At 54.7% G+C, this 22,261-nt stretch carries 15 protein-coding genes and 1 riboswitch; of the genes, 2 read left to right on the top strand and 13 right to left on the bottom strand.

The genetic code is table 11. The features are described from left to right. Nucleotides 1-42 precede the first annotated feature (42 nt). The 3 genes from AC0QHF_RS05125 to btpA form a co-directional block, all read right to left on the bottom strand. Nucleotides 43-2,169, bottom strand: coding sequence for a CHASE2 domain-containing protein (locus AC0QHF_RS05125; protein ID WP_324703110.1), 2,127 nt, complete (start codon nt 2,167-2,169; stop codon nt 43-45). Between the two features lie 435 nt (nt 2,170-2,604). After that, complete coding sequence (locus AC0QHF_RS05130; protein ID WP_324703111.1) at nt 2,605-3,537, bottom strand: vitamin K epoxide reductase family protein; 933 nt, start codon at nt 3,535-3,537, stop codon at nt 2,605-2,607. 84 nt (nt 3,538-3,621) lie between these two features. Then, nucleotides 3,622-4,491: a photosystem I biogenesis protein BtpA gene (btpA, locus tag AC0QHF_RS05135; RefSeq protein ID WP_324703112.1), complete on the bottom strand. Its 870-nt coding sequence runs from the start codon at nt 4,489-4,491 to the stop codon at nt 3,622-3,624. Nucleotides 4,492-4,745: 254 nt separating this feature from the next. Here btpA and AC0QHF_RS05140 point away from each other — a divergent pair, with 254 nt between their 5' ends. Then, entirely contained in the window at nt 4,746-5,666 is a 921-nt protein-coding gene (locus AC0QHF_RS05140) for an SGNH/GDSL hydrolase family protein (RefSeq protein WP_324703113.1), read from the top strand. Nucleotides 5,667-5,826: 160 nt separating this feature from the next. On the opposite strand, the gene AC0QHF_RS05145 is transcribed toward AC0QHF_RS05140, so the two are convergent. From AC0QHF_RS05145 to AC0QHF_RS05190, 10 genes are all read right to left on the bottom strand, one after another. Beyond that, entirely contained in the window at nt 5,827-6,894 is a 1,068-nt protein-coding gene (locus AC0QHF_RS05145) for a Gfo/Idh/MocA family oxidoreductase (protein WP_324703125.1), read from the bottom strand. A 241-nt stretch (nt 6,895-7,135) separates the two neighbouring features. Further along, the gene (locus AC0QHF_RS05150; protein ID WP_324703114.1) at nt 7,136-7,489 is read right to left on the bottom strand and encodes a phenylpyruvate tautomerase MIF-related protein; all 354 of its coding nucleotides are present in this window, start codon (nt 7,487-7,489) and stop codon (nt 7,136-7,138) included. Nucleotides 7,490-7,667: 178 nt separating this feature from the next. Further along, complete coding sequence (locus AC0QHF_RS05155; RefSeq protein WP_324703115.1) at nt 7,668-8,147, bottom strand: flavin reductase family protein; 480 nt, start codon at nt 8,145-8,147, stop codon at nt 7,668-7,670. 142 nt (nt 8,148-8,289) lie between these two features. After that, nucleotides 8,290-8,946: a cupin domain-containing protein gene (locus AC0QHF_RS05160; RefSeq protein WP_324703116.1), complete on the bottom strand. Its 657-nt coding sequence runs from the start codon at nt 8,944-8,946 to the stop codon at nt 8,290-8,292. Nucleotides 8,947-8,950: 4 nt separating this feature from the next. Then, entirely contained in the window at nt 8,951-10,762 is a 1,812-nt protein-coding gene (locus AC0QHF_RS05165; RefSeq protein ID WP_324703117.1) for a hypothetical protein, read from the bottom strand. Between the two features lie 49 nt (nt 10,763-10,811). Continuing rightward, complete coding sequence (locus AC0QHF_RS05170; protein ID WP_324703118.1) at nt 10,812-17,099, bottom strand: glycosyltransferase; 6,288 nt, start codon at nt 17,097-17,099, stop codon at nt 10,812-10,814. A gap of 163 nt (nt 17,100-17,262) precedes the next feature. Next, entirely contained in the window at nt 17,263-18,822 is a 1,560-nt protein-coding gene (locus tag AC0QHF_RS05175) for a methyltransferase domain-containing protein (protein ID WP_324703119.1), read from the bottom strand. Nucleotides 18,823-18,837: 15 nt separating this feature from the next. Further along, the gene (locus tag AC0QHF_RS05180) at nt 18,838-20,235 is read right to left on the bottom strand and encodes an ABC transporter ATP-binding protein (RefSeq protein WP_324703120.1); all 1,398 of its coding nucleotides are present in this window, start codon (nt 20,233-20,235) and stop codon (nt 18,838-18,840) included. 47 nt (nt 20,236-20,282) lie between these two features. After that, a complete protein-coding gene (locus AC0QHF_RS05185; RefSeq protein ID WP_324703121.1) occupies nt 20,283-21,128 on the bottom strand; it encodes an ABC transporter permease in 846 nt (281 codons plus the stop codon). 383 nt (nt 21,129-21,511) lie between these two features. Continuing rightward, a complete protein-coding gene (locus tag AC0QHF_RS05190; protein ID WP_324703122.1) occupies nt 21,512-21,868 on the bottom strand; it encodes a DUF4278 domain-containing protein in 357 nt (118 codons plus the stop codon). Nucleotides 21,869-21,905: 37 nt separating this feature from the next. Further along, a riboswitch (Glutamine riboswitch) is annotated at nt 21,906-21,997 on the bottom strand. A gap of 41 nt (nt 21,998-22,038) precedes the next feature. Here AC0QHF_RS05190 and AC0QHF_RS05195 point away from each other — a divergent pair. After that, nucleotides 22,039-22,176: a hypothetical protein gene (locus AC0QHF_RS05195; protein ID WP_324703123.1), complete on the top strand. Its 138-nt coding sequence runs from the start codon at nt 22,039-22,041 to the stop codon at nt 22,174-22,176. Nucleotides 22,177-22,261: the final 85 nt, after the last annotated feature.

The raw sequence follows: 22,261 nt of genomic DNA on the forward strand, positions 1-22,261 counted from the left end.
AGCAAGTCCGCCGTCTCGATCCCGAAAGCCCCAACGCCACGGTCAAGGCTCGGCAAATTCGTACCCCCCGCCGGGATATTGCCGTTTAGCGCGATACATGGCGCCGTCCGCCTTTTGGATCAAAGTTTCCCGATCGCGGCCGTGAACGGGATACAAGCCGATGCCGATACTGGTACTCACCCGCAGCAGATGTCCCTCAACTTCCGCATCTTGGCCGATGCTGTCCAAAATTTTGTCGGCGACCCGGGCCGCGTCGGCCTGACTCGGAATCCCGGGAAGAATAACCGTGAACTCATCTCCGCCGAGGCGGCACACCGTATCGCTGGCCCGCAGACAGTCTTGCAGGCGTCCGGCCACCAACTGGAGGAGGGCATCGCCGACCAAGTGTCCCAAAGTATCATTGATGCTTTTAAAATGGTTGAGATCGAGAAACAGCAGGGCGACCCATTTATTTTGAGCGTCGGCCCACTGCAGGGATTGAGTCAAACGTTCTTCAAAAAGTTTGCGATTGGGCAAATGGGTGAGCGGGTCGAGGTCGGCGCGGCTGCGGAGGGCCGCTTCGGATTTTTTCCGCTCCGTAATATCGCGGATTACCGCGACCAGAAATTGGTTGCCCGCGGCATCCTTGTGGAGCGATCGCTTCGTCGCGATCCAGTGTTCTTTGCCATAAAAATCGGTCAATTTTTCCTCGTTTTCCAATTCCCAAGTGGTGTGAAAAGACTGCTCATCTTGCCCCCAGAAAACGTCCGCTTCCGACCGGGAAAATAATTCGTAGTCCGTCCGGAGCTGAATTTTGTCCGCGGGCAGGCCGACCAGGCGGGCGTAGGCCTTGTTGACGACAATTTTTTGATGGTTTTTATTTTTGACATAAATCGGGTCGGGAATCGTATTGATCACGCTATTTAAAAAATCGGTCGATCGCTTCAATTCCTCCTGCAAATGTGCCAGGTGAGCCATGACGACCACGGCCGAACCACCGAGGGCCAGCAGGGGGGGAAAGACAGGGACCCACCAACCCCCCAGAAGTGCCAAGTAACCGCCGCCGACAATCCCGACGCCGATGAGGAGAATCATGGTTGTCGAACGATAAGGCGATCGCAATTTCCAACACAAACAGGCCCCCACCCCCGACCAGCCCAAAATCCACAGCCATTCGACCGCCTCCGGCCAGACATAAATCAGCGTCCGTCCGTCCAAAACGGCCGTCAAAATTTGGCTGAGAAAATTGGCGTGAAGTTCGACCCCGTACTGGCGCTTCGGCTGCTGAAATAAACTGCTGCTGTAGGGGGTGAAGTGCAGATCTTTGATACTAAAAGCCGTCTGGCCGATCAAAACGATGCGATCGCGGAACACAGTGGGAGAAACCTTCCCCTCCATCACATCCCGCATGGCAACCGTTTTAAACCCACCCCGGGGATTCCGAAAATTCGCCAACACTTGATAACCGGCATCGTCCGCTCTGATGTAGGGTCCGTCATTGGGTCTAAATTTCGGAAAAACGATATTTCCCCATTTCACCTCTTGATTGTCGGTGAGCTCCCGCGTCAAGCCCCGGGCTTCCAGCTCGATGGTCGCCAACTGGAGGGCAAAGCTCCGCCGGACTTCCCCCTCGGAATTGCCGGCAAATAACAGATTTCGACGCACCCGGCTATCGATATCAACCGCAAAATTATTGAATCCGATTTTGTCGCGATCGGCGAGAATCTGAGGCGGTGCAACTCCGGGAGCTGCCGGCATTTCAATCAGTTCGATGCCGATCAAGTTGGGGATGGTTTCAAAGGCTTGATTCAACGCTTCATGCCCCGTTTCGACCGGCAGATCTCGATATAAATCCAAACCGATCGCCCGGGGTCGATCCGCATTTATTTTTTGCAACAATTCGGCTAAAATTTTGTCAGAAATTGGGAAACCGTATGTCGCCAAATCCTTCTCATCGATCCCGATAATGACGATGCGATCCTCGGGGGCTTCGAGGGGACGCAGGCGGATAAAAAGGTCAAAAATCGCCAATTCGGAGATTTGCAACAGCCCCAAAACTCTCAGCAAAATGACCGCCGATCCGACCCCCAACGAAGTGACAAAAACGTGCTTTCGCCTTGTCAACTTGTGTTTCAGAGATGCCAACTTTTTGATCGGGGAAGGAGCCAGTCCCTTGAAGATTCTAAACATACGATCGCTTTTGCCACCTCTGAACAGGGATTGTTATTGATAGCAACCGCCGGAGCGGTTCCGAGATCGTCATGATGCTCAAACCGAGACGGTGAACTCTTTTTCTTCTCCTTGGTTTCCGGAGTTGTTGCCTTTTGGCTGCCATAGATTCACCCGACCCGGCGAGTCGTTCGATCTCGAGAGCCGTTCATCTCAATGTATGAAACGTTTTCTTCCGGAACGATAGCCATTCCGGAGAACTCGCGATCGCCTGAAAGTTCGGCGAGCTTCCGTTTCGGAAACCTTCGATGCGCTGTTCCCGAACTTCCTTTCCACCGACTTTGAATCGACGTAGATGCCCTTCCACTTTCTGTTATAGCACTGCCGATCTCGTTGTGGGCGATCGGTGTGGCGCGGCGGGCAGGTAATGGGGAATGGGCAATGGGATGGCGTTCTCTAAGGACGGGATTTTAAACCCAAATTTCCGATAAAATCTTGCCGTCCCTGATAGTCCGACAACTGGGCGAGTTCTTCCAATGCCAGCCGTCCGGTATAAAGTTGTCCGTCGATTTCCCAACTGGGATAGGCTTTGATTCCCGCGTCGCGGCAGAGTTGGGGTCGGGCGTTGTTGCCCTTCGGGTCGCATTCGACGTAATCCAACATGGAAAAAGCCTGACGGCCGAACAGTTGCTTCTGCTCGTAGCAGTGGGGGCACCAATAGGCGCCGTAGGTTTTGACCCCCATCTGCTTCAGGTGGCGGGCGAGGGAAAGTTCTGCCGGCCCGGAGGGGGTGGTAATCTGGCGACTGGCGAGCTGGGCGGTTTCGGTGGCGGTGGTCGGGGAACCCCCGTAGACGCCGAGGACGGTGACGAGAGCCACCATCGTCACCGCCACCCCGACCAGGGCTTGCAGTCCGAAATCTTCCCAGGAGCGGCCGACGAGGGTGAGGAGAAATAGGGTGGCGGAAAACGTCGCCGAGGCGATGCAGTAGGGGCACAGGGCGTGCAGTTCAAAGGCCAGCAGGTACATCAAGAACCCGCTCATCACGGCCATCGCCGTCCCCAGACCGAACATCGGCCACCAAGTCCAGCGGTTTAATTGGGCCCGCAGGGCTTTTTGACTGTCGGGGTTAGCCAGCCCGGGGGCGGCGGCCAGAGCGGCCATGCCGAGGTAAGCCAAAAACCCGAACAGGCTGATGGGCAGGCCGAAAACCGTCGCGTAGGAACTGTTGAGGACGTCGTGGCATCCCTGGGTGGGGCAGATGGCCGATCGCCCCAAGAGTTTCGCCCCCGTCAAATAGGCGGTTTCGATCGCGCCGAGAGTGGCGATCGCAAAAATGAGCGTCCGAGAATGACGATAAATCCACGGGGCAGACGGACTGGGAACCATAACAGACTGGGTGCAAATACAGGTGAGTTGAACTTCTCAGTTTCTCAGTGTAGCCGAATGTCCGGGGGCGCTCCCCTTTTCGGGTCAGGGCCGGGGATTTTTGACCGGGAATTCCGGCTCCGATGGCACGGTCCACTGGGACGGATCGCCCGGTTTGAGTCCCCGTTGCATGGCATCCACGAACTGGCCGACGCGACTCGGGTCGATGGGTTGGGTGATGCGGCCGTGGCGTTTCAGGGAGCTGGAGACGATCACCCCGTCTGCGGCTTGAATCAGGGTGGGGATATTTTCCCAGTTCGCCCCGCTGCCGATGAAGATGGGGGTACTCCCCGCCGCCGTGCGGGCGAGTTCGAGATCTTCGAGGCTGGGGGGGCTTCCCGTCGCCCAGCCCGACAGGATGATGCCGTCGGCCAGCGCCCGCTCGGTGGTTTCCCGGACGGCCGTCGTCAGGTTGGGAGACCCCAGGGGCCGGCCGTGCTTGACCAGGACGTCGGCCAAAATTTTGACGTCGCCGCCCAATTCCCGGCGGTAGCGCAGCAGTTCGTGGGCGTTGCCCTCGATCAGGCCCTGATCGGTCGCCATCACGCCGTTGAGCACGTTGACGCGGATGAACTGTGCGCCCACGCAGGAGGCGATCGCCAGGGCGCTCTGGGCGTCATTTCGCAGCACGTTGATGCCGATGGGGAGCGTCACCAGATTCATCAGGCGGTGGACGATTAGGGTCATGGCGCTGACGATCGCCGGGTTGACTTGCTCCTTGGCGAAAGGGGCGTCGAAGAAGTTCTCGACGATGATTCCGTTCACCCCCCCAGAGGCGAGGGCGGTGGCTTCCTGTTCGGCGCGATCGATCACCACTTTCAGATCTCCCCCCCATCGGGGAGATGTCGGGAGCGGCAGCAGATGGACGACACCAATAATTGGATTGTCAGTGTTGAAGATTTGATTTAAGTCCACGGGTTTACCTTAAACCACCAAAATGTTATAAACCATAGGTCCGAGCCGCAGGCTTGGCAAAGGCGGGTTGGCAATTCAGCTCACAACAGTTCAAAACCATATATTTTAGAATTTTATCGGTTCCCGTGACAGGATGGAAGAATTAGGGTGCAGGGTGCGGGGTGCGGGGAATTGTCCATCGGGGATTAGGGATTGGGGATTTACCCCGGCTCTTGGCCCTGACTCCCAGGTGTTTCGGGCGAGGAAGGAGGTTATTGGTGAGAATTTTGCTGATTGTCGTGGTTGGGGTTCTCGGCGCGATCGCACTCCTGGAAATCGGGTTGCGGCTGCTGTTCGGGTTCGGGAACCCCCCGATTTACAAGGCTGACGAGAAGATAGGCTATTTGCTCGCGCCGTCTCAGCGGACGCGGCGGATGGGCAACCGGGTCGAGATCAACGAATATTCCATGCGCGGATCTTCGCTCCGGCCGGCCCCCGACCCCGACACCCTGCGGGTGATGGTACTGGGGGATTCCATCGTCAACGGGGGGTGGTGGACGGACCAGGACGAAACCATCCCGGCGATGATGGCGTCCCTATCCCAGAAGCGTCAAAAGGGGGAGGCGGTGGAAGTGCTCAACGCTTCGGCCAATTCCTGGGGCCCGCCGAATCAGTTGGCCTACGTCCGACAATTCGGGTTATTTGACGCTTCGACGGTGGTGTTGGTGATCAATACCGACGACCTGTTTTCCAAACCGCCCGATCCGTCCGTGGTGGGGCGCGATCGCAACTATCCCGATCGCAAACCCCCCCTGGCGATTGTAGAGGTTTTCGATCGCTTCGCACCGTCCCAACCGCCGCCGGAATCGTCCCCTCCCGTCGCAGTGCCCCGGGACCCGGTGGGCTACAATTTGGATGCCATCCGGGAGATCAATGCGATCGCCACCCAAACCGACGCCCGATTCCGACTCGCCATGACTCCCCTGCGGCGGGAAATCGGCGAACCGGGTCCGAAGGATTACGAACTCAAGGCCCGCGATCGCCTCAAATCCCTGGCCGAAACGGAAAATATCGAATACATCGACTTTCTGCCGATTTTCAACGACCACCCCCAACCCGAAACCCTCTACCGAGATCACATCCACCTGAGTCCCGAAGGCAATCGACTGGTGAGCGATCGTTTAATTGATAATTGATCATTGATAATTAATTCACAATTATCGGTGTTTGAGCCGATTGATAACAGTGGGCGCTCCTCTGGTTACAGTTTCCTTGTTGTTAAAATCCCTGATTCTTTTTCCCCATCCAATTGACAATTGATAATGTTTTGAATTATCAATTGTCAATTATCAATGGTCAATTGATCTGAACCGTCGGGGAACTGAGATGGTATCCGGCATCCTGGGGGTTCCAAACCCGGCCGTCGAGGGCCATCTGTTCGATCAGACTCGCCAACCGCAGGGCTTTGAGAGCCTGTTCGCCGCCCACCGAGGGCTGATTTCCCCCCCGAACGCAACTGACGAAATGCTCCAACTCGGCGTGGAGGGGTTCGATATTGCTGGTGTGAACCTTTTCAATCAACCCGTCCTGGCGGTAGAGAACCTGGCCGTAATCCGTGACGTAATTCGCCGTCGTTTGGCGGTGGATCAAAATCTCGTTATTGAGAAAATCCGCCTCCGTCAGCGAGTTTTTGCAGTGGGCGACGATCGATCGCAACTTCCGGTGGGTGACTTTGCTGGCGGTGAGTGTCGCGACGATGCCGCTGGAAAATCCCAACGTCGCGGTCACATAATCCAGATAACCCGAATCCGAGGCTCGGCTGCCGCTGGCCGTCAGTTTCACCACCGGGGCGGCGACCAACTCCAACAATAAATCGATGTCGTGAATCATCAAATCCAACACCACCGAGACATCGTTGGCCCGGTCGGAGTAGGGACTCATCCGGTGGGCCTCCAGGGCCAACAACTCCTCGGTTTTCAGAACTTTGCTCAGTTCCCCGAAGGCCGGATTGAACCGCTCGATATGTCCGACTTGCAGAATTCGCTGGTATTCCGCCGCCGCGTTGACGAGGGATTCGGCCTCCGAAATACTCGCCGCGATCGGTTTTTCGATCAAGACGTGCACCCCCGCCTTCAGACAGGTCATCCCGACGGAGTAATGCAGGCGAGTCGGAACCGCCACGCACACCGCATCGACGTGCTCGAGCAGATCTCGATAATCTTCAAAAAAACGAACTTGATATTTGCTGGCGGTGTCGAGTCCCCGTTCGACATTGATATCGGAAACCCCCACCAGCCGTACATCCTTGAGCAAACTGAGGACCCGCGTGTGATGCTGCCCCATGTTGCCCACACCAATGACCCCAATCCGCAGGGGGTCGAGTTGACCCCGACCGGAACCAACGCTTGAATATCCTAATGCCATGCGATCGCGCACTCCTGGAATCTCCTCCACCACGGACACGAGGCTCTGTCGCCTCTATTGGTCCTGCAAATCCACCCAGATACTATCACAGCCTTCTCTTTTGTAAAGAATCTCTAAGTTGAGTCGTTCTTCGCGGCGGAGGGTTCCTTGGCGGACCCGAATCGGGAATTGGGAGTCGGGAGACCAAAAATCAATGGTCAATTGTCAATTGTCAATGGTCAATTCTTCCCGACACCCTAGTTTATCCGAACGTGCTGCCGTTCCAGCCCCACATCGATCGCTCGGCGTCGGCAAATTCGATGTAAATCCGATTGGCGGGAACGCCCAGGGCCGCACCCACTTTCTCGCAGAAATCCTTGCTCATGGCTTTGGTCGTCTGGGGGGTGATGTTGCCGATGCTCTTGATTTCCATGTAACAGACCGGGTCTGTCGTTCCCCCGAAGGTCATGGGGACGTCCGGCTCGAAGGCCGTCATGACGTAGGATTCCGGTTTGCTCAGGTGCTTGGCCAGGGATGCCGAGAGATCTTTGAGCAAACTTTCCACGTCGGATTTTTCGGGTTGGGGAATGGAGGTTTTGACTTTAATTAAAGGCATGGTTCGCTTGTCTGAACTGTGTTCTACCGCAAGAATTGCTCGTGCTGCGTGCGGGGAATGGGGAATGGGGAATGGGGAATGGGGAATGGGGAATGGGGAATGGGGAATGGGGAATGGGGAATGGGAACCGGCAACCGTATCAGGTTGCCCCTACACCCCACACCCCACATCCCAATTCTTAGCCGCCGTAATTCCAGCCGGTGCTGGCCAGGTTGAGAATTTCTCCCTCCCGGTGGACACCGGCGGCGATGACTTCTCCGACGAAGACGGAGTGATCGCCTTCTTTGACGCTGCCGACGACCTTGCACTCGATGTAACCCAGACAGTCGGAGAGGATGGGACAGCCGGTTTCGCCGAGTTGAAATTCGAGATCCTCAAATTTGTTGCCCACCAAACGCTGGGGTTTGAAGAATTTCTGGGCGATGTCCTTTTGTCCGAGTTCCAGGAAGCTGAGGGAGAAGACCCCGCTGGCCTCGATCATGGCGTGGGATTTGGAGTCGTTGCGGACGCAGTTGACCACCAGGGGGGGTTTGAAGGAGGATTGCATCACCCAACTGGCGGTGAAGCCGTTGATCTCCTCGCCGTCCTTCACGCCGCAGATGTAGAGGGCGTGGGGCATTTTACGCAGAATCGTTGTTTTCGCTTGTTCGTCTAGCACGGGTCATTCAGTCCGAGTGATCTTACATTGACCTAGTGTAGCGGTCATCGGGTGGGAAGTAGAAACCGGGTTTCTTCGGGACAATCGGGTGAGGGAGGAGCGACTCTGGTAGAAACCCGGTTTCTTGGCAATGTGGGGTTTCCTATGATTCGGGTAAAAACCGCAGGCCGTAGCGACCGGCAATTTCTTCGATCTGCGATCGCGGCGGGGGCCGATCTTTGGGCAGGCGATCGACTTCGATAAAAAATCGCTCGAAACCGGCGGGAATCATGGTATTCATCGTCACCCCCGTCTCCGTTCCAATATTCCGAAACCGGTGGGGAATGCCTCGGGGTAGGTGTACTAAATCCCCTGTTTCTGCAATGACTTTTTCATCCCCACGGTGGAATTCGTAGATCCCCGATTGAATGTAGAATAACTCATCTTCGTAGGTGTGGACGTGCAGGGGAGGCCCGCCTTCTGGGGGGGTGGCAGTGACGACGACGGCGTATTTACCATCTGTCTGTTCGCCGGTGACTTTTCCGACAATTTCCAGACCGAAAATTCTCCAGACGGTTCCCGCTTCGGTATCGACTAAAAAGGGGGTTTCTGTCGCCGGAGTCGTGTCAATTTGATGGGCGAATAGGGTGCACGGGATCGATAGGGCGATCGCAAATAACCAAAAGCGCCGCCTGAACGAGTATCGGATGGGTTTCATGCTCTGCTCTGGATGGGTGGGACTCTCATCAATTTTAGCCCGATCTGTCAGTTTGATCGCATTTTTAAGGCGATCGCACGTTTCGGTTGACCAGTCCGTCAAACTTTCACTTTTGCCGCACGGTGACGGGCATTTCTCCGGCCAGCCGAAATACCGTTTCGGTTTCCGGATCGTAAACCCAGGCTTTGATTTGATGGTCGCCGGCGGTGAGGGAATCGGCGGGAAAATGTAGCGTCCAGCGCGATCGCCGATATCGGTTGGAATTAAATTCTTCGGCGATATCGGGACTGTCCAAGTTGACGAAAGTGGCGGCAAAAAAAGATCGGCGATCGCCCGTCGAAAATAATACCAAATCGGGCTGTCGTCCGCCCTCGGGAAAAATCGCCCAACCGCTCAACTGAACGATGCCGTCGGGGGGGAAGCTGAACCCCGATTTCTGAGTCCCAATCCTATCGATAAAACCGTAAAGTTTTTCCGGATTATCGACAAAAGAAAGAGTGGTTGAAAAATCCCGGAGATCGATGGAGCGGAGGTTTTCAACTTGGGCCAAAAGACCAACGGGTTTGGGGGCGATGATGGCGAGACAATTTCCGGGGGTTTCTTGCAGAAATGTGGAGGTTTCTAATTCCAGATAATCGATGAGATAAAAGCATGATTTGCTGACCCGGGTCGGTTCGGAAATTTGCCATCGCGCCAGTTCGAGGGAGTCGAGCGATCGCGCCAAGGTTGAATTCAAAATCACGCCCATAAAAAAGCCATAAATGAGGGTAAGATGGGCAGATTTTTGCCATTTTTTAACGTCCGATTGTCGGCTGGGGAGGTGCGGAACAAGTAAATTGATGAGGGCGATCGGCAGTAAAATGGAGTGGGTGGTAAATCGCGAGGTTGACAGGGCGTAATCGGGCCCCAAACTCGCCCGCCCCACGGTGATTAAAGCCATGCAAAATAGCGAGAACAGGCCGAGGCAGAGCCAGGGGACGGCATCGGATTCAAATTCCAGGCGATCGCGGTCAAAATTGCGGAAAAATAAGAGAACATAACCGGCAATAAAAATCGCTCCCAAAATCCACGCTCCCGCCGAAAAATCGGCGAGGGGAGCGGCCGCAACATTCAGAAAAAAATGGGCGGAATACCAGATTCTTTCCCATAAAGAAGTATAAATAGGCGGCGCAAAATCGGAGTCCAGAACATATCGCGAATAGTTCAGCGAGTACAGCCAACCCGATGCCAAAAATAGGAGTATCCAAATCAGAACAGATTTGATTTTTTGCCGAAAATTTTGTTCCAAATTGACGATCGCAGGCAGCAGGGCCGGCCAAGACATCAACCCTTGGGCGGAAGAAAAACTGGCGATTCCGCACAGCAGGGCGGCGAGGGTTATTTGAGATTTTGTCGGTGGGTTTCGGAGGGTGAAAACCAGGGCGGTGGCGATGACGCAGAAATTAATCAAAAACAGTGCCAGTTGAAATCCCCACAGCCAATTTCGATATTGTACCCAAGAAAAAATGAGGGCGATCGAAATTAGCGTCGCCAGATGAAAGATCAAGTGGGATTGATTTTGATGGGTTTTTCGGGAAATAAAATAGAGGGAAATTGCGGACAGACAGGCGAGAAAAAAGCTGAAATACAGTTCAAATTTTATATTCCAATTGGAAAGGAAAGCCAGCCCCAAAAATATCAATTTTGGGAAGACCATGCGGTGGTCGTTGTTGGGTTTCCACAGTTCGCCCAAAAAAGCGCCGATATCCCCCGCCGCGGCTGCTTTAAAAAAATTGACCAGCGCCCATTGGTCGGCCCACACGGGAACGTCCACACCCAAGTGTGTGACGAACCAAAAGACGCCGGCGGCTGGAATCAGGTAAAGGCCGAACCAACCGAGTTGCGATCGCTCAACTTGTTTGACGAATTTCCACCTCATTGATAGATTCACAATCCGAACTTTATTTGTGACTGTATCAAAGCCAAATTTAAAACCGCTTCGGACGCAACACGCACAGGCAGAAATCTGACTCCAAACCGCCGGGAATTTCCATCAGAATTTCCTCGAATTCCAACAGCAGCCGCACGATGGTTTCTCCCTTCGGATCGCCCGGTAAAAGCTGGGTGTGGTCTAAGAGGGGATAGAGGGGGTGGAGAATCCCACCGCCGAAGGGGTTGTAAAGCTCGATATCGAAATAGTATTCGATAAAGGGCAGGATCAGTTTCGATCGCACCGCTTCAGACGGATCGGTTGCAAAGACTTGATGAATCGTCGGGTTGATAAATTGTTCCCGAATTCCCGATCGCAACAGTTCATTGAAACAGTCGTACAGGCGATTGAGTAGCTTCAATTGACGGTTATTATAAATACAGTAGGTATCCCCGACGTACTCGTTCAAAATAAAATAACCGTCCGGATTCAAGGACTCGTGGACGATACCCAAAAACCGCTCCAATTCCTTGACGTGGTGCAGCGAACCCGCACAGAAAGCCGCGTCGTACCGCTTCCCGGAAATCAGGTTGAACGTGTTGAAATCGTCCTGATAGAAATTGATCTCGACCCCCTGATTCGCCGCATTTTGGCGGGCGATATTCAGGGCTGCTTCGGAAAAATCGAAGGCATCGATATGGCGGGCAAACCCCTCCTGGGCCATGATAATTTCGTGGTTGCCGACACCGCATCCCAAGGAAATCATTTCCTCGAAACTGCGTCCGGCAAAATAATCCTGAATCAGCCACCGCAGCCAATATTTTTTCGTCTGTCCGCCGGAAATCCGCTCGTGAATGGTTTCGGCGACGATGGGGTTCGACACCCACTGACTTTCGGTGGCGGCGGTGGGGTTGGTTTCCCAGTAACTTTTATCCTGGGGGGACTGCGGTGTCGGCGGTGGTGTTTCCGGGACGGGTTCCACTTCGGCGACTTCCGCTTCCACATATTCGGGATGGGGATTGATATGATAAGCCTCCCGGAAAATCTCGCAGTAGGCGGCGGTCATTTCTTCAAATTGATTGAGCGATCGCAACACATATTTGGCATTTTTCGCCAACTGAGAACGCCGGATATCATTTTCCAGCAAAGATGCCAGACATTGTGCCAACTCCTCCGGCTTATCCGGGGTATAAAATAAACCGTTGACCTCCGATCGCACCTGTTCGGGAATGCCAAAAACTGGCGTGGTGATAATCGGAAGGTCGAATCCCATCGCCTCCAAAATCACCCGGGGATAGCTTTCGATGCGGGAGGTGCAGACGAAAATATCCGCCGCTTTGTAATAGCGGGCCGTGTCCGGCGTTTCGGGAACAATTGTCAGGTGCGATCGCAATTTTTCCGGCAGTTGTCCCGCCAACTCCGCCAGTTGGGTGCTGTACAAACTGGGGCGATCGCCGACAATGAAACAGCGGATGCGAGACTGATACTGGGGGGGCAGTAACGGCAGCGCCTTCACTAAGTCTTTTTGACCCTTGCGATCGCACACCGTCCCCAACAACAAAACGACGATTTCTCCCTCTTTAATCTCCAGAGACTCCCGGGCAGATTTCCGACTCCAATTCTTCGCCGACTCCTGCAGCCTTTCCACATCTAAACCATTGTGAATCGTGGTAAAATTGTGGTGGGAATCCAGCGAAAAATACTGATTTCGAGTGGCATCCGCCACAAATATCACCCGGTAAGGATAGCGGAAACAGGTCAGCGCCCGGGCTGCAATTTCCGGGCCGAAGCGGTTAAAATAGGTCTGCCAGGGTTCGCTTTCGTGGACGTTCCAGACGCAGGGAATCCCCATCTTTTCCGCACAGTCCACCATGAAGAAGTTCTCCAGGGTATTGGCATAAACGACATCGTAGCGGTGCAGGTTCAGTTCATTTCCCAAAGCCGCGATCGCCTCATCATATTGACGATTTTGATAGACATTGATCAACGGATGTTCCCGGACGATCACCTCGATTCCCTGACTTTCATAAACCGACCGCAACGGGCCGTCCGTCGGACAAAAAATCACCGGTTCAATGTCCCCGTCCGCCGCCAATTTCGAGGCAATTTCCAACTGATGCAAAGGCGCTCCCGTATATTCCAAAGCATTGCTACACATCAGAACTCTGGGTTTAATTCTCACCCCCGAACCGTCCGTCCGGTAGCGGCGGGGTTGAATCTGAAACCACTCGTTTGCCAAGGATAAATGGGGGCTGTAAAACGGATCGATTTTGTCCGCATATCGGCGTCGGAATGTCGCCACTTCTTTGGGATTGTCCCCGAAGCCGCGGCTGGTGCCCTCGCGGTGAATCAGTTGGGCGTCGGGACAGTAAACCGAACGGTATCCCGCCTCAAATAATCGGTAGCCGTAATCGGCATCATTGTAGGCGACGGCGAAATCGGTTTCGTCGAATCCGCCCCTATTTAAGAATAGCGATCGCGGCGTCAACAAACAGGCAGCGGTGACGGCCGAATAATTTCGCACCACTTTAGAATAGGCTAAATACCCGCAATCGTCCCGGTGGCTGAGTTTGAAAGCGTGTCCGGCGAGTCCGTGGTGCAGTCCGTGGATGATACCCGCGTGTTGGACGGTATCGTTGGGGAAGATTAACCGGGCGCCGACGGCCCCAACTCCCTGCAGTTGGGCGTAACCCACCATCTGGGACAGCCAGTCGGGGGTAATAATTTCGGTGTCGTTGTTGAGAAATAGTAAATAATCCGCCTCGACTTGTTCGGCGGCGCGGTTGTTGATGGCCGCGAAGCTGAACCGACCCTCGGGACTGGGAATTCGCAGCACCCGCACGGGGGGTTTTTGGGGGGGGGCGGCAATTTGTTCCAGATATTCCAGGGTTTTGGGGTCGTCGCTTTCGTTGTCGATGACGACGATTTGATAGTTATCGTAGGCGGTTTTTTTCAGGGAGTCGATGCAGGCTTGCAGCAGTTTCAGTTGGTTTTTGGTGGGGATGAGGATCGCCACGGACGGCCCGGTGTGGGGGAATTTGGCGTTGAAGATGCCCAGATTCAACTCGATCGCCCATTTGGGTTGGTGGGCGGTTCCGGCACTGTGGCGGCGCTGGAGGGCGTCTTGAATGGCACTGCGGCCCGCTTCAAAGCTGGCGGGTTTGGCGGCGCCGGAAACGGCGGTGGAACCGGGGGCGGTGCGCCAGTGGTAGAGCACCAGGGGGAGGTGGCCGACGTTGCGGGCTGTTTCGGTAGCTCGGAGGGCGAAGTCGTAGTCCTGGGACCCTTCGTAGCCGAGGCGGAAGCCGCCGAGTTCGTCGAACAGGGAGTGACGGACGACGAGGGCATGGCCCATGTACATATAGGACAGTAGCAGTTCCGGGGACCAGTCGGGTTTGAACTGGGGGGCGAATCGCTTGCCCTCGGTGTCGATTTTGTCGTCGTCGCTGTAGAGGACATCAGTTTCGGGGTGTCCGGCGAGGTAGAGGGCGATTTCCCCGAGGGCGTCGGGGGTGAGTTCGTCGTCGTTATCGAGAAATAGGATAAAGTCGCCCTCGGCGAGGGCGGCGGCGCTGTTGGTGGCGGCGCTGATGTTGCCGTTTTCGGTGCGGAAGTGCAGGTGGATGCGGGGGTCAGTTTCGGCGAGTTTTTGCAGGGTTTCGACGACGGCGGGATCGGTGCTGCAGTCGTCGGCGATGCAGAGTTGCCAGTTGGGGTAAACTTGGTTGCGGACGCTGGCGATCGCTTGTTCTAAAAATGCGATCGGGGGGTTGTAGACGGGCATCACCACCGAGATTTTCGGCAATGTTTCGGGAGCATAGGCTGAAAGGCGGTGATTGAGCACGTTTGCGGCTCTTTGGGTCCAGGTATTGGCTTTCAACCAGGCATCGTAGCGATCGACGGGTTCGGGCAGTTCAAATCCCGGCGGCAGTAAAATATCTCCCACGGGGGTTCCCGTCTCCCGGTACATCTCGGACATCCGGCGGATGATGGTGGGAATTTCCCAGGGCATCGGGATCAGGCGCCCGAGGCGCTGTCTGCGTTCCCCGGCCCGCTTGCGGATAGCCGCGCCGAATTTGACCAACTGTTTCGCCCGCCCGGAGAGGCGGTTGAGGGGGTTGTTTCGCCTGATTGTCAGGGGTTGGGGGGGTTGGAACGCGACGATTTCCCCGGTTTCCAACAGGGCTTCCAGGCTGACATCCCAGGTGCCGGGGGGCACTTCGATCGCCGCCTCGAACCCGCTGGCGGAACTGCCGGCCCAGTCGGAGAAGATTTCCCCGACGTCGGCCCTTTGCAGTCCGTAGGCGCATTCTACCGTCCGGTTTCCGCAGCGCAGGGACAGGCGGGTAATTTTATGTTGGGGATGGCAGCACCACCCGGCGAAGACGACTGGCCCCCGGGGCTGTTCCCAGTCGGCGGGGATGTCGAAGGAGGCCCGCACGGGGGACACCCGCAGGGGATATTCCCCGAATTGGTGCCATTGGCCGCGGGAATCCCGGGCTTCGAGTTGCAGTTTGTGGTTGCCGACGGGGAGGGGAATTTGGACTCGGAATCCGGCGCGATCGCTCCCTTTGATATCGGGAAAAACTGCGGCTAAATCGGGGCGATCGATTCCGTAAGTTCCCTCGAAAATTTTGCCGTCCAGGCGGGCGCGAACGGCTGACGGCGACCGTTTTCCGGTGTGAAAACACCACCCCTCGACCTGTAGATAATTGTCGCCGAAACCGACAACTTCCCACTGACCGGGGGTGTCAATGGAAGAGACGAACCGGGGTTTTAGAATCCGCTTGAGTCGCCGTTTCAAGCCGGCATATTTTTCGCGAAGTTTCCACAATTTTGAAGATTTGATCGCGGCAATTTCTGCCTCGGCAAGGTTGCGCTCCATCTGGGTTTTTCCGAGTTCGTCTTCGAGTTGGAAAATTTTCGCCAGCGCTTCTTTGAATTGGGTTTGGGAACTCTGAAGTTGAAATTGCGTTTGGCCGAGTTCGGCTTCCAAACCGCCGATTTTGAGGGTGGCATCGTGAAGCTGAAATTGGGTTTGGCCGAGTTCGGTTTCGGCGCCGATCAACTGGCTGAGGGCTTCTTGATACTTGAGGTCGAAATCGTTATATTTAAATTCGATTTGTTGCAGTTTTCCCTGGGTTTCTCCGAGTTCTTCCTCGGTTTTCACCAGTTTAGCGATCGCCTCTTCTCGGATTGATTCGGATTCTCGCAACCCTGCTTCGAGGTTTTTTGCGTGGGCTTCCATGCCCCGCAATTCCAGGTTTTTTCCTTCCAATTCCCCCTGGATTTTTCCCAGTTCTTCCTCGGTGGAAACCAGCTTGGCGATCGCGTCCTGCTGTCGGATTTCCAACCCGTTCAATTTCAGTTGAGTCCGCCCCAGTTCGGTTTCTTTTTTCACCAGGCGATCAACCGCATCCTGAAAGTGGTCTTGCCACAATTTCACGTCCGCTTCCAGGATGTGGCAATCTTTCTCTAGTTTGCGAATTTCTGACCAGTCTTGAAACGCCCAACTCGGTTCGGGTTTCTGATGCACCGCTTCCAGTTCCAAGGGGGTTAACTGACCTTTCAATTCTGCGGCGGTTTCTTCCAGTTCCTGATAGATTTTCAGAACCTCCGGGAAATATTCGCCGATCCACCCCGGCTGGTGTCCTTTGACGACCCGGTTTTTGAGGAGTTCGGGGTCGAATTTCGTTGCGTCTCCAATTTTTAAATTAATTCCGAATTTGCTGTCGATTTTACCTATCAATAAATCGGGTTCTTTGCCGACTTTGTAGACGTTTGCGACCAGACAATTTTGCGGATAGTTTTTGCAAAAATCTAAGATTTTTTGATTGTAAAAAATCCACATCCTGACCGCCATTTCCGGATTCCCCAGGATCACTTCATCCGTCGCCCGCCGGTACAGAGAATCGACGACTTCCCAGGGCGATCGATAAATAAAAATAAAATTAGCCGCGGGCAAAAGTTCCCGCCAAAACTCCAAAAATAGGGTCGTCCTCGGATCTTTCCAACCCCAGGGGGCGTCCGGATCTCGACTCTCCCCGATCAGCTTTCGAGCCCGATCCGCGACAGCGTACCTATCGCGCCCATCCTCTCCGACGGAAACTTCATCTTCGGTCACGCAGCCGAGTTCGTCGATGCCATTGTCCCGCAAAATGGCTTTGTGAAATTCGACAAAATCGATATTTTCAAAATGCCCCTTGACATTTCCGTAATTGGAACCCACCAACTTTTTGCCGATATCGACACCCGCATCCTGCAACAAAGATGCGGTCAGTGAGGTTCCGGAACGGTGCATTCCGGTGATAATTAGGATTGGAGATTGACCCTCAGTTGTTTCCATAGATTTCAATGATTCGATCGCTCCAGTTTTTTTAAAACGGAAAATTAATTGTCAATTGTCTGAAGAAACCCGGTTTCTAGAAGCATTTCGATTGACCCCCCCAGTCTCGGGTAGAAACCCGGTTTCTAGAATCCCGCACCTCCATTCGAGATGTCAATCCAACTCATTCATCATCAGCGGGCAAGCCGATCGCACGCTTCAGTTTAAACCATTTTGTCCGCAGTTTCCAAAACTTGCTGCTCTCCATCGCCTGAATCCGATTGTCTAACATCTGAATTTGAGCATCCATTATCTGGATGCGATCGTCCGCCATCCGAATTTGCCGCTCTCGCCGTTCCAATTCCTCGGCTTGGGCTTCGCCGGCAGCCCGATACCGTTCCAATTCGGCGGCTTGGGCTTCGCCGGCAGCCCGATACCGTTCCAATTCGGCGGCTTGGGTGTCACATTCGGCCTGAGACCGCCGCCATTCGCCTTCGATGCGAGACAATTGGTTCTGATATTGTTGTGCGATCGCCCCGAGTTGTTCCCGGGTTTGGGCGAGTTGGGTGCGGGTTTTCGTGAGTTGAATTTCCCCCGCCCTGCGGGATGCCAGGGACGAGAGGCGATCGGCCTCCACGATCGCTTCCAAACCCGCCGTATTGACAATTTTGATAATCAGAATCTCTTGGGGGGAAATCTCGCCCGGAGACAGGACGCCGGACCAACCGGACTGCAACAGTTCGGGCCGTTGGTAGTGATCGACGATGTCGGGGCGTTCCTGAGAACAGGGATAAGTACCCAGCAGGCGAGAACCCGCCCACAACTGCACTTCCTCCACCCGTCCCCCGGCGTTGAAATCTACCCCCCACCCCCTCAAACGCACCTCGCCGTCAGGTTTGATGTAACAATAGTCGATTTTTCCTTCCGGGTGGTGGGAGAATGTCGGCGGGGTGGAAGGGGCCGCGTCGCCCTCGCTGACAGCGTACAAGTCCTGATATCGGTTCAGGCCCTTGGGAAGGCGATAAACTTTGGCTTTGCCGCCGCTGATGCGATCGAGGACCCGCCGGACGTAGGTTTCGGTTACAAAGGTTGTCCCATATTCCTGTTTGTCAAGGGACTGACTTTCGCTGGCGGGACTGAATAAAATCCCCGCGTCCGACATGGGAACGTGGGGGGGCAGTAAGTCCGCATCCAGTACGCTAAATAGCAACAATCCGGACTTCGATTTGAGGCGATACAGTTGCCGCATCCAGCTCTCAAAGGTCTGTTCTGGCATATGGCTGAAAAACGAACTCGCCAGGATGAAATCGAATAAGCGATCGCGATCGTAATCTTCCGGAAGGGGAGTGGAAAAAATGCCGTTCACGCCGAAATATTCGCTCTGGAATTTGACCGCCTGTTTGTAGATGTCCGACACCCAAATCCGTTCCGGCGGCAGTTCTTCGATCAGAAAGCGGGTGAAGCGACCGTATCCGCAGGCGAAATCCAGAAATGATCCCACGTTCTCGAAGGTTCCGAAATGCCAATCCGCGATCTGTTTGACCGTATCTAAAATCGCGCGACCCATCGAATAGTAATATGTCAGGGTGCGATCGCCGTTCCGGTCGTCGAGTTCGTCGATGAGGTAGGAATACATTTCATCGATCGCGATGATATCTCGCTTAAACGTCGCGGGCGATCGCGCCAATTTCTCGACCAAAGCATCCACCAGGGGATTATCATCGACAAAAACATTCGTTTGCATGGCAGATGTGATTCTTTATCCGACTGATATTCCGTCCCGATTTTCCCGGTGAACTTGACCCGAGGCGATCGTCAGTTGCGGTTCGACCAACAGATCCACCACCCCCGTCCCGCAGGATTCTTCGCAGGGTTGAACTCTGAACATTGCCACGTCAACGCACCGATCTAAATAGGTAAATTCCCCTTCCACGATGCCCGAAACTCCCGCATTCAAAAAATAAACGTCGGGGGCTAACATACATTTAAACTGAAATTCTAACATCAATTTCGTCCCCGCTTCAACGTGTTTGATCGATTGGGAGGTCGCCAGAAAAGAAGCCCCCGCCAACTCGAACCCGCTGACCGTTTTGACCAGCATCCCGAAGCGGACGTGGGAGGCCGTTTTTGCGAACTCCACCTCGTAGGTATAGGTGTAGGTTTCCCGGGCGATCAGATGATTGACCCGCTTCCCCTTCAACGTCCGGATGTGGGGGTCTTGGATGGTCGCCCCCCGGCTGGGATACCGCACCAAGTGATCGGGGACTAAATTCGGATCGTAATAGTCCCGATAGTCGGACTGCCGCTTTCCGGGGGCTTGTCCGTTCTGCTGCCGCCGGCTGACGACTTTTTGCAGCATATTTTTCGGTTCGGACGCGGCTTTCAACTGCTGAATTTCTTGGCGGACATGGGCGGCGGTGGCCGAGTCCGCGTAGATCAATTTTTGATATTTGGAAACGATCATTTTGGGGGTATGTTCGAGCAACATTTCCCCCCGATCCATGAGGACGGCGGAATCGCACAATTGGATGATGGAGGTGGCGGAGTGGGAGACAAATAAAATCGTCCCCCCCCGGTCTTGGATTTCGTGGATGCGGCTGAAACACTTACGCTGAAAGGCTTCGTCCCCCACCGATAGCGCCTCGTCCACGATCAAAATATCCGGATCGACGCTGGTGGCGACCGCAAACCCCAGCCGGACGTACATCCCGTTGGAATAGGTTTTGACGGGCTGATCGATGAAATCGCCGATATCCGCAAACGCCGCGATCGCGTCAAATTTTTCTTCGATTTCTTCGGGTTTCAACCCCAGCAACTGCCCGTTGAAAAACACGTTCTGGCGCCCGGTAAATTCCGGGTTGAAGCCGCTCCCCAACTCCAACAATGCCGAAACCCTGCCGTTGACGTTGACCTCCCCCTCCGTGGGGGTCAGCGTCCCCGCGATAATTTGCAGGAGGGTACTTTTTCCCGAGCCGTTCCGCCCCACGATGCCGAGGGTTTGCCCCCGAAACACTTGCAGGTTGATGTCCCGCAGGGCGTGGAAGCTTTCCGCCAGATTCTTTCCCGGCCAAAAAATTTCCTTGAGGCGATCGACCGGATGTCGGTATCGCTTAAAACACTTGGAAACGTGGTGGACTGAAATTGCAATGTCGCTCATGGATGGGGAAAGTCAAAAGTCAAAAGTCAAAAGTCAAAAGTCAAAAATTAGAGAACGTCGGCGAAGGCGGGACGCAGGCGCCGGTAGACTCCCAAGCCGATATAAAAGATAACACTCGCAACCAGGGTCGCCACCGCCAATTCTCCCGAATGTCGGAGGGTTCCAACCAAAACCAGATCTCGGTAACTTTCCGCGATCGCCGTGATCGGGTTGAGCCAGAACACCCACACCCGCCAAGCTTCCGGGATTTTCGCCGCCGGGTAGACGATCGGCGTGACGTAAAACCACAGGTTCAATATCACCCCCAAACTCTGGGGGATGTCCCGCAGGAACACCGTCAGCCCCGCCGTCAGGTAGCCCAATCCGGCCGTCAGCAGCAGTTGCGGAATCCAAATCAGGGGGAGCAGCCACAGGGTATGGTGGAGTCCCTGGGCCGAGAAGGCGACGAAGGCGACCAGAGCCGCCAAGCCGAAGCTACTCTCGATAAAGGCGGATAAAATCGGCACCAGTGGCAGCAGCCCGAGGGGAAAGACGACTTTTTTCACCAAATTGGTCTGGCTGATGACGGAAGTCGCCGCCTGGGTGAGTCCGTTCGTAAAAGCCAGCCAGGGAATGAGTCCAGCGAACAGCCACAGTCCGAAGGTGAGCTTGCTATCCCCCGGCATTCCGTTGATATTCAGTTTGACCTGTAAGACGATGGAGAAAACGTAGGTATAGATCAGCAGTTGCGCCAACTGATTGAGCACAGGCCAGAGGTTTCCTAAAATGGAGCCTTTGTATCGCGCCTCCAAGTCCCTTTGTACGAGCGTACCCAGCAGGTTCAGTTTGGTGCGCCACTGGTAATCTGGCGATCGCGGATTCGCACCTCGAACTCGGTGTACGACACCTTTCATTGACCTGAGCAATTTTGTATTCCTCGTCCACTACACACACCACTCTCAATTCCCCGGTCGAGAAATTGCCACCCCTCTCCGATTGAGAGCGGCCCGCGATCGCCCGTATCTTCTCCACCGGGTCTCGGTGGAAGAGCCTCTCGTTCTAATTGAAGGGGGCGATCATTCTCCGACAGCTAGGATGAGCTTAGTCAATAAGTTTGCCACACTCCGGTCTGGAGCGCTAGTCCACTCTGAAAAACCGATTTCAACCGACCCGACCCATGTTCGGTGCTTCGTCTTGCCGATTGCCTGCACGCAGCGCTATAAGTGCCAAAAAAAACACCCCCGCAGGGGTGTGTCAGGTTATGGTTGACGCTGAATAGAGATTCAGCTTCGGCAGATTACCAGGCCGGGTTGTAGAGTTCGCCGCTGTTGGCATCTAACCCAACTTGGTCAGCCAAGCGATTGAACATGGCCTGTTCCCGTTGCAGGGTCGCCCGTTCCCGCTTCAACATCAACTCGCGGGCGCGTTCTGCCACAGACAGCGGCGCTTTGGAGTTTTTGGCGATCGCAGCGGTTCCGTTGGTGTATTTCACGCCCCGATAGGTCAGGTTATAGCTGGGTTGCAGAACGGGAGCTTTTTTCAAGTTCCGGAAACGCCAGTCTTGGCCGCGATACTTCCCTGCGACTTGGTTTTCTGTCGTTTCAACTTTGGGAGGATTGTATTCGTAGCCTTGTCCGCGATATGTCAGTTTCATGGTATTCGCCTCTCTTGTTCGTAGGTTAACTGAGTGAGGCGCGTTCCTTCGGGATTATCCCCTACTTCCGTCTCTGCCCGTCTGAACTGACTCAATCTGAAAACTGTACAGCGAGAAGAGATGAACGATTTCTTTTCTTTCTGTATCTATTGTTACCGTTTTTCTGGAAAATGTCAAGTCTTTCGGATATTTTTTTTGAGACGGAGGCCGGGGAGGCCGGGGAGGCCGGGGAGGCAGAGGAGGCGGAGGAGGCCGGGGAGGCGGAGGAGGCCGGGGAGGCGGAGGAGGCCGGGGAGGCAAATTTATAGTCAGATCTGTACAAATTCCCCAATCATCTTTAGATGATTTGAGCTATTAGCTTGGGAATTGATTCCCAAGCGGTCTGGATGTCTC

This window comes from Lyngbya sp. CCY1209 (assembly GCF_055795065.1).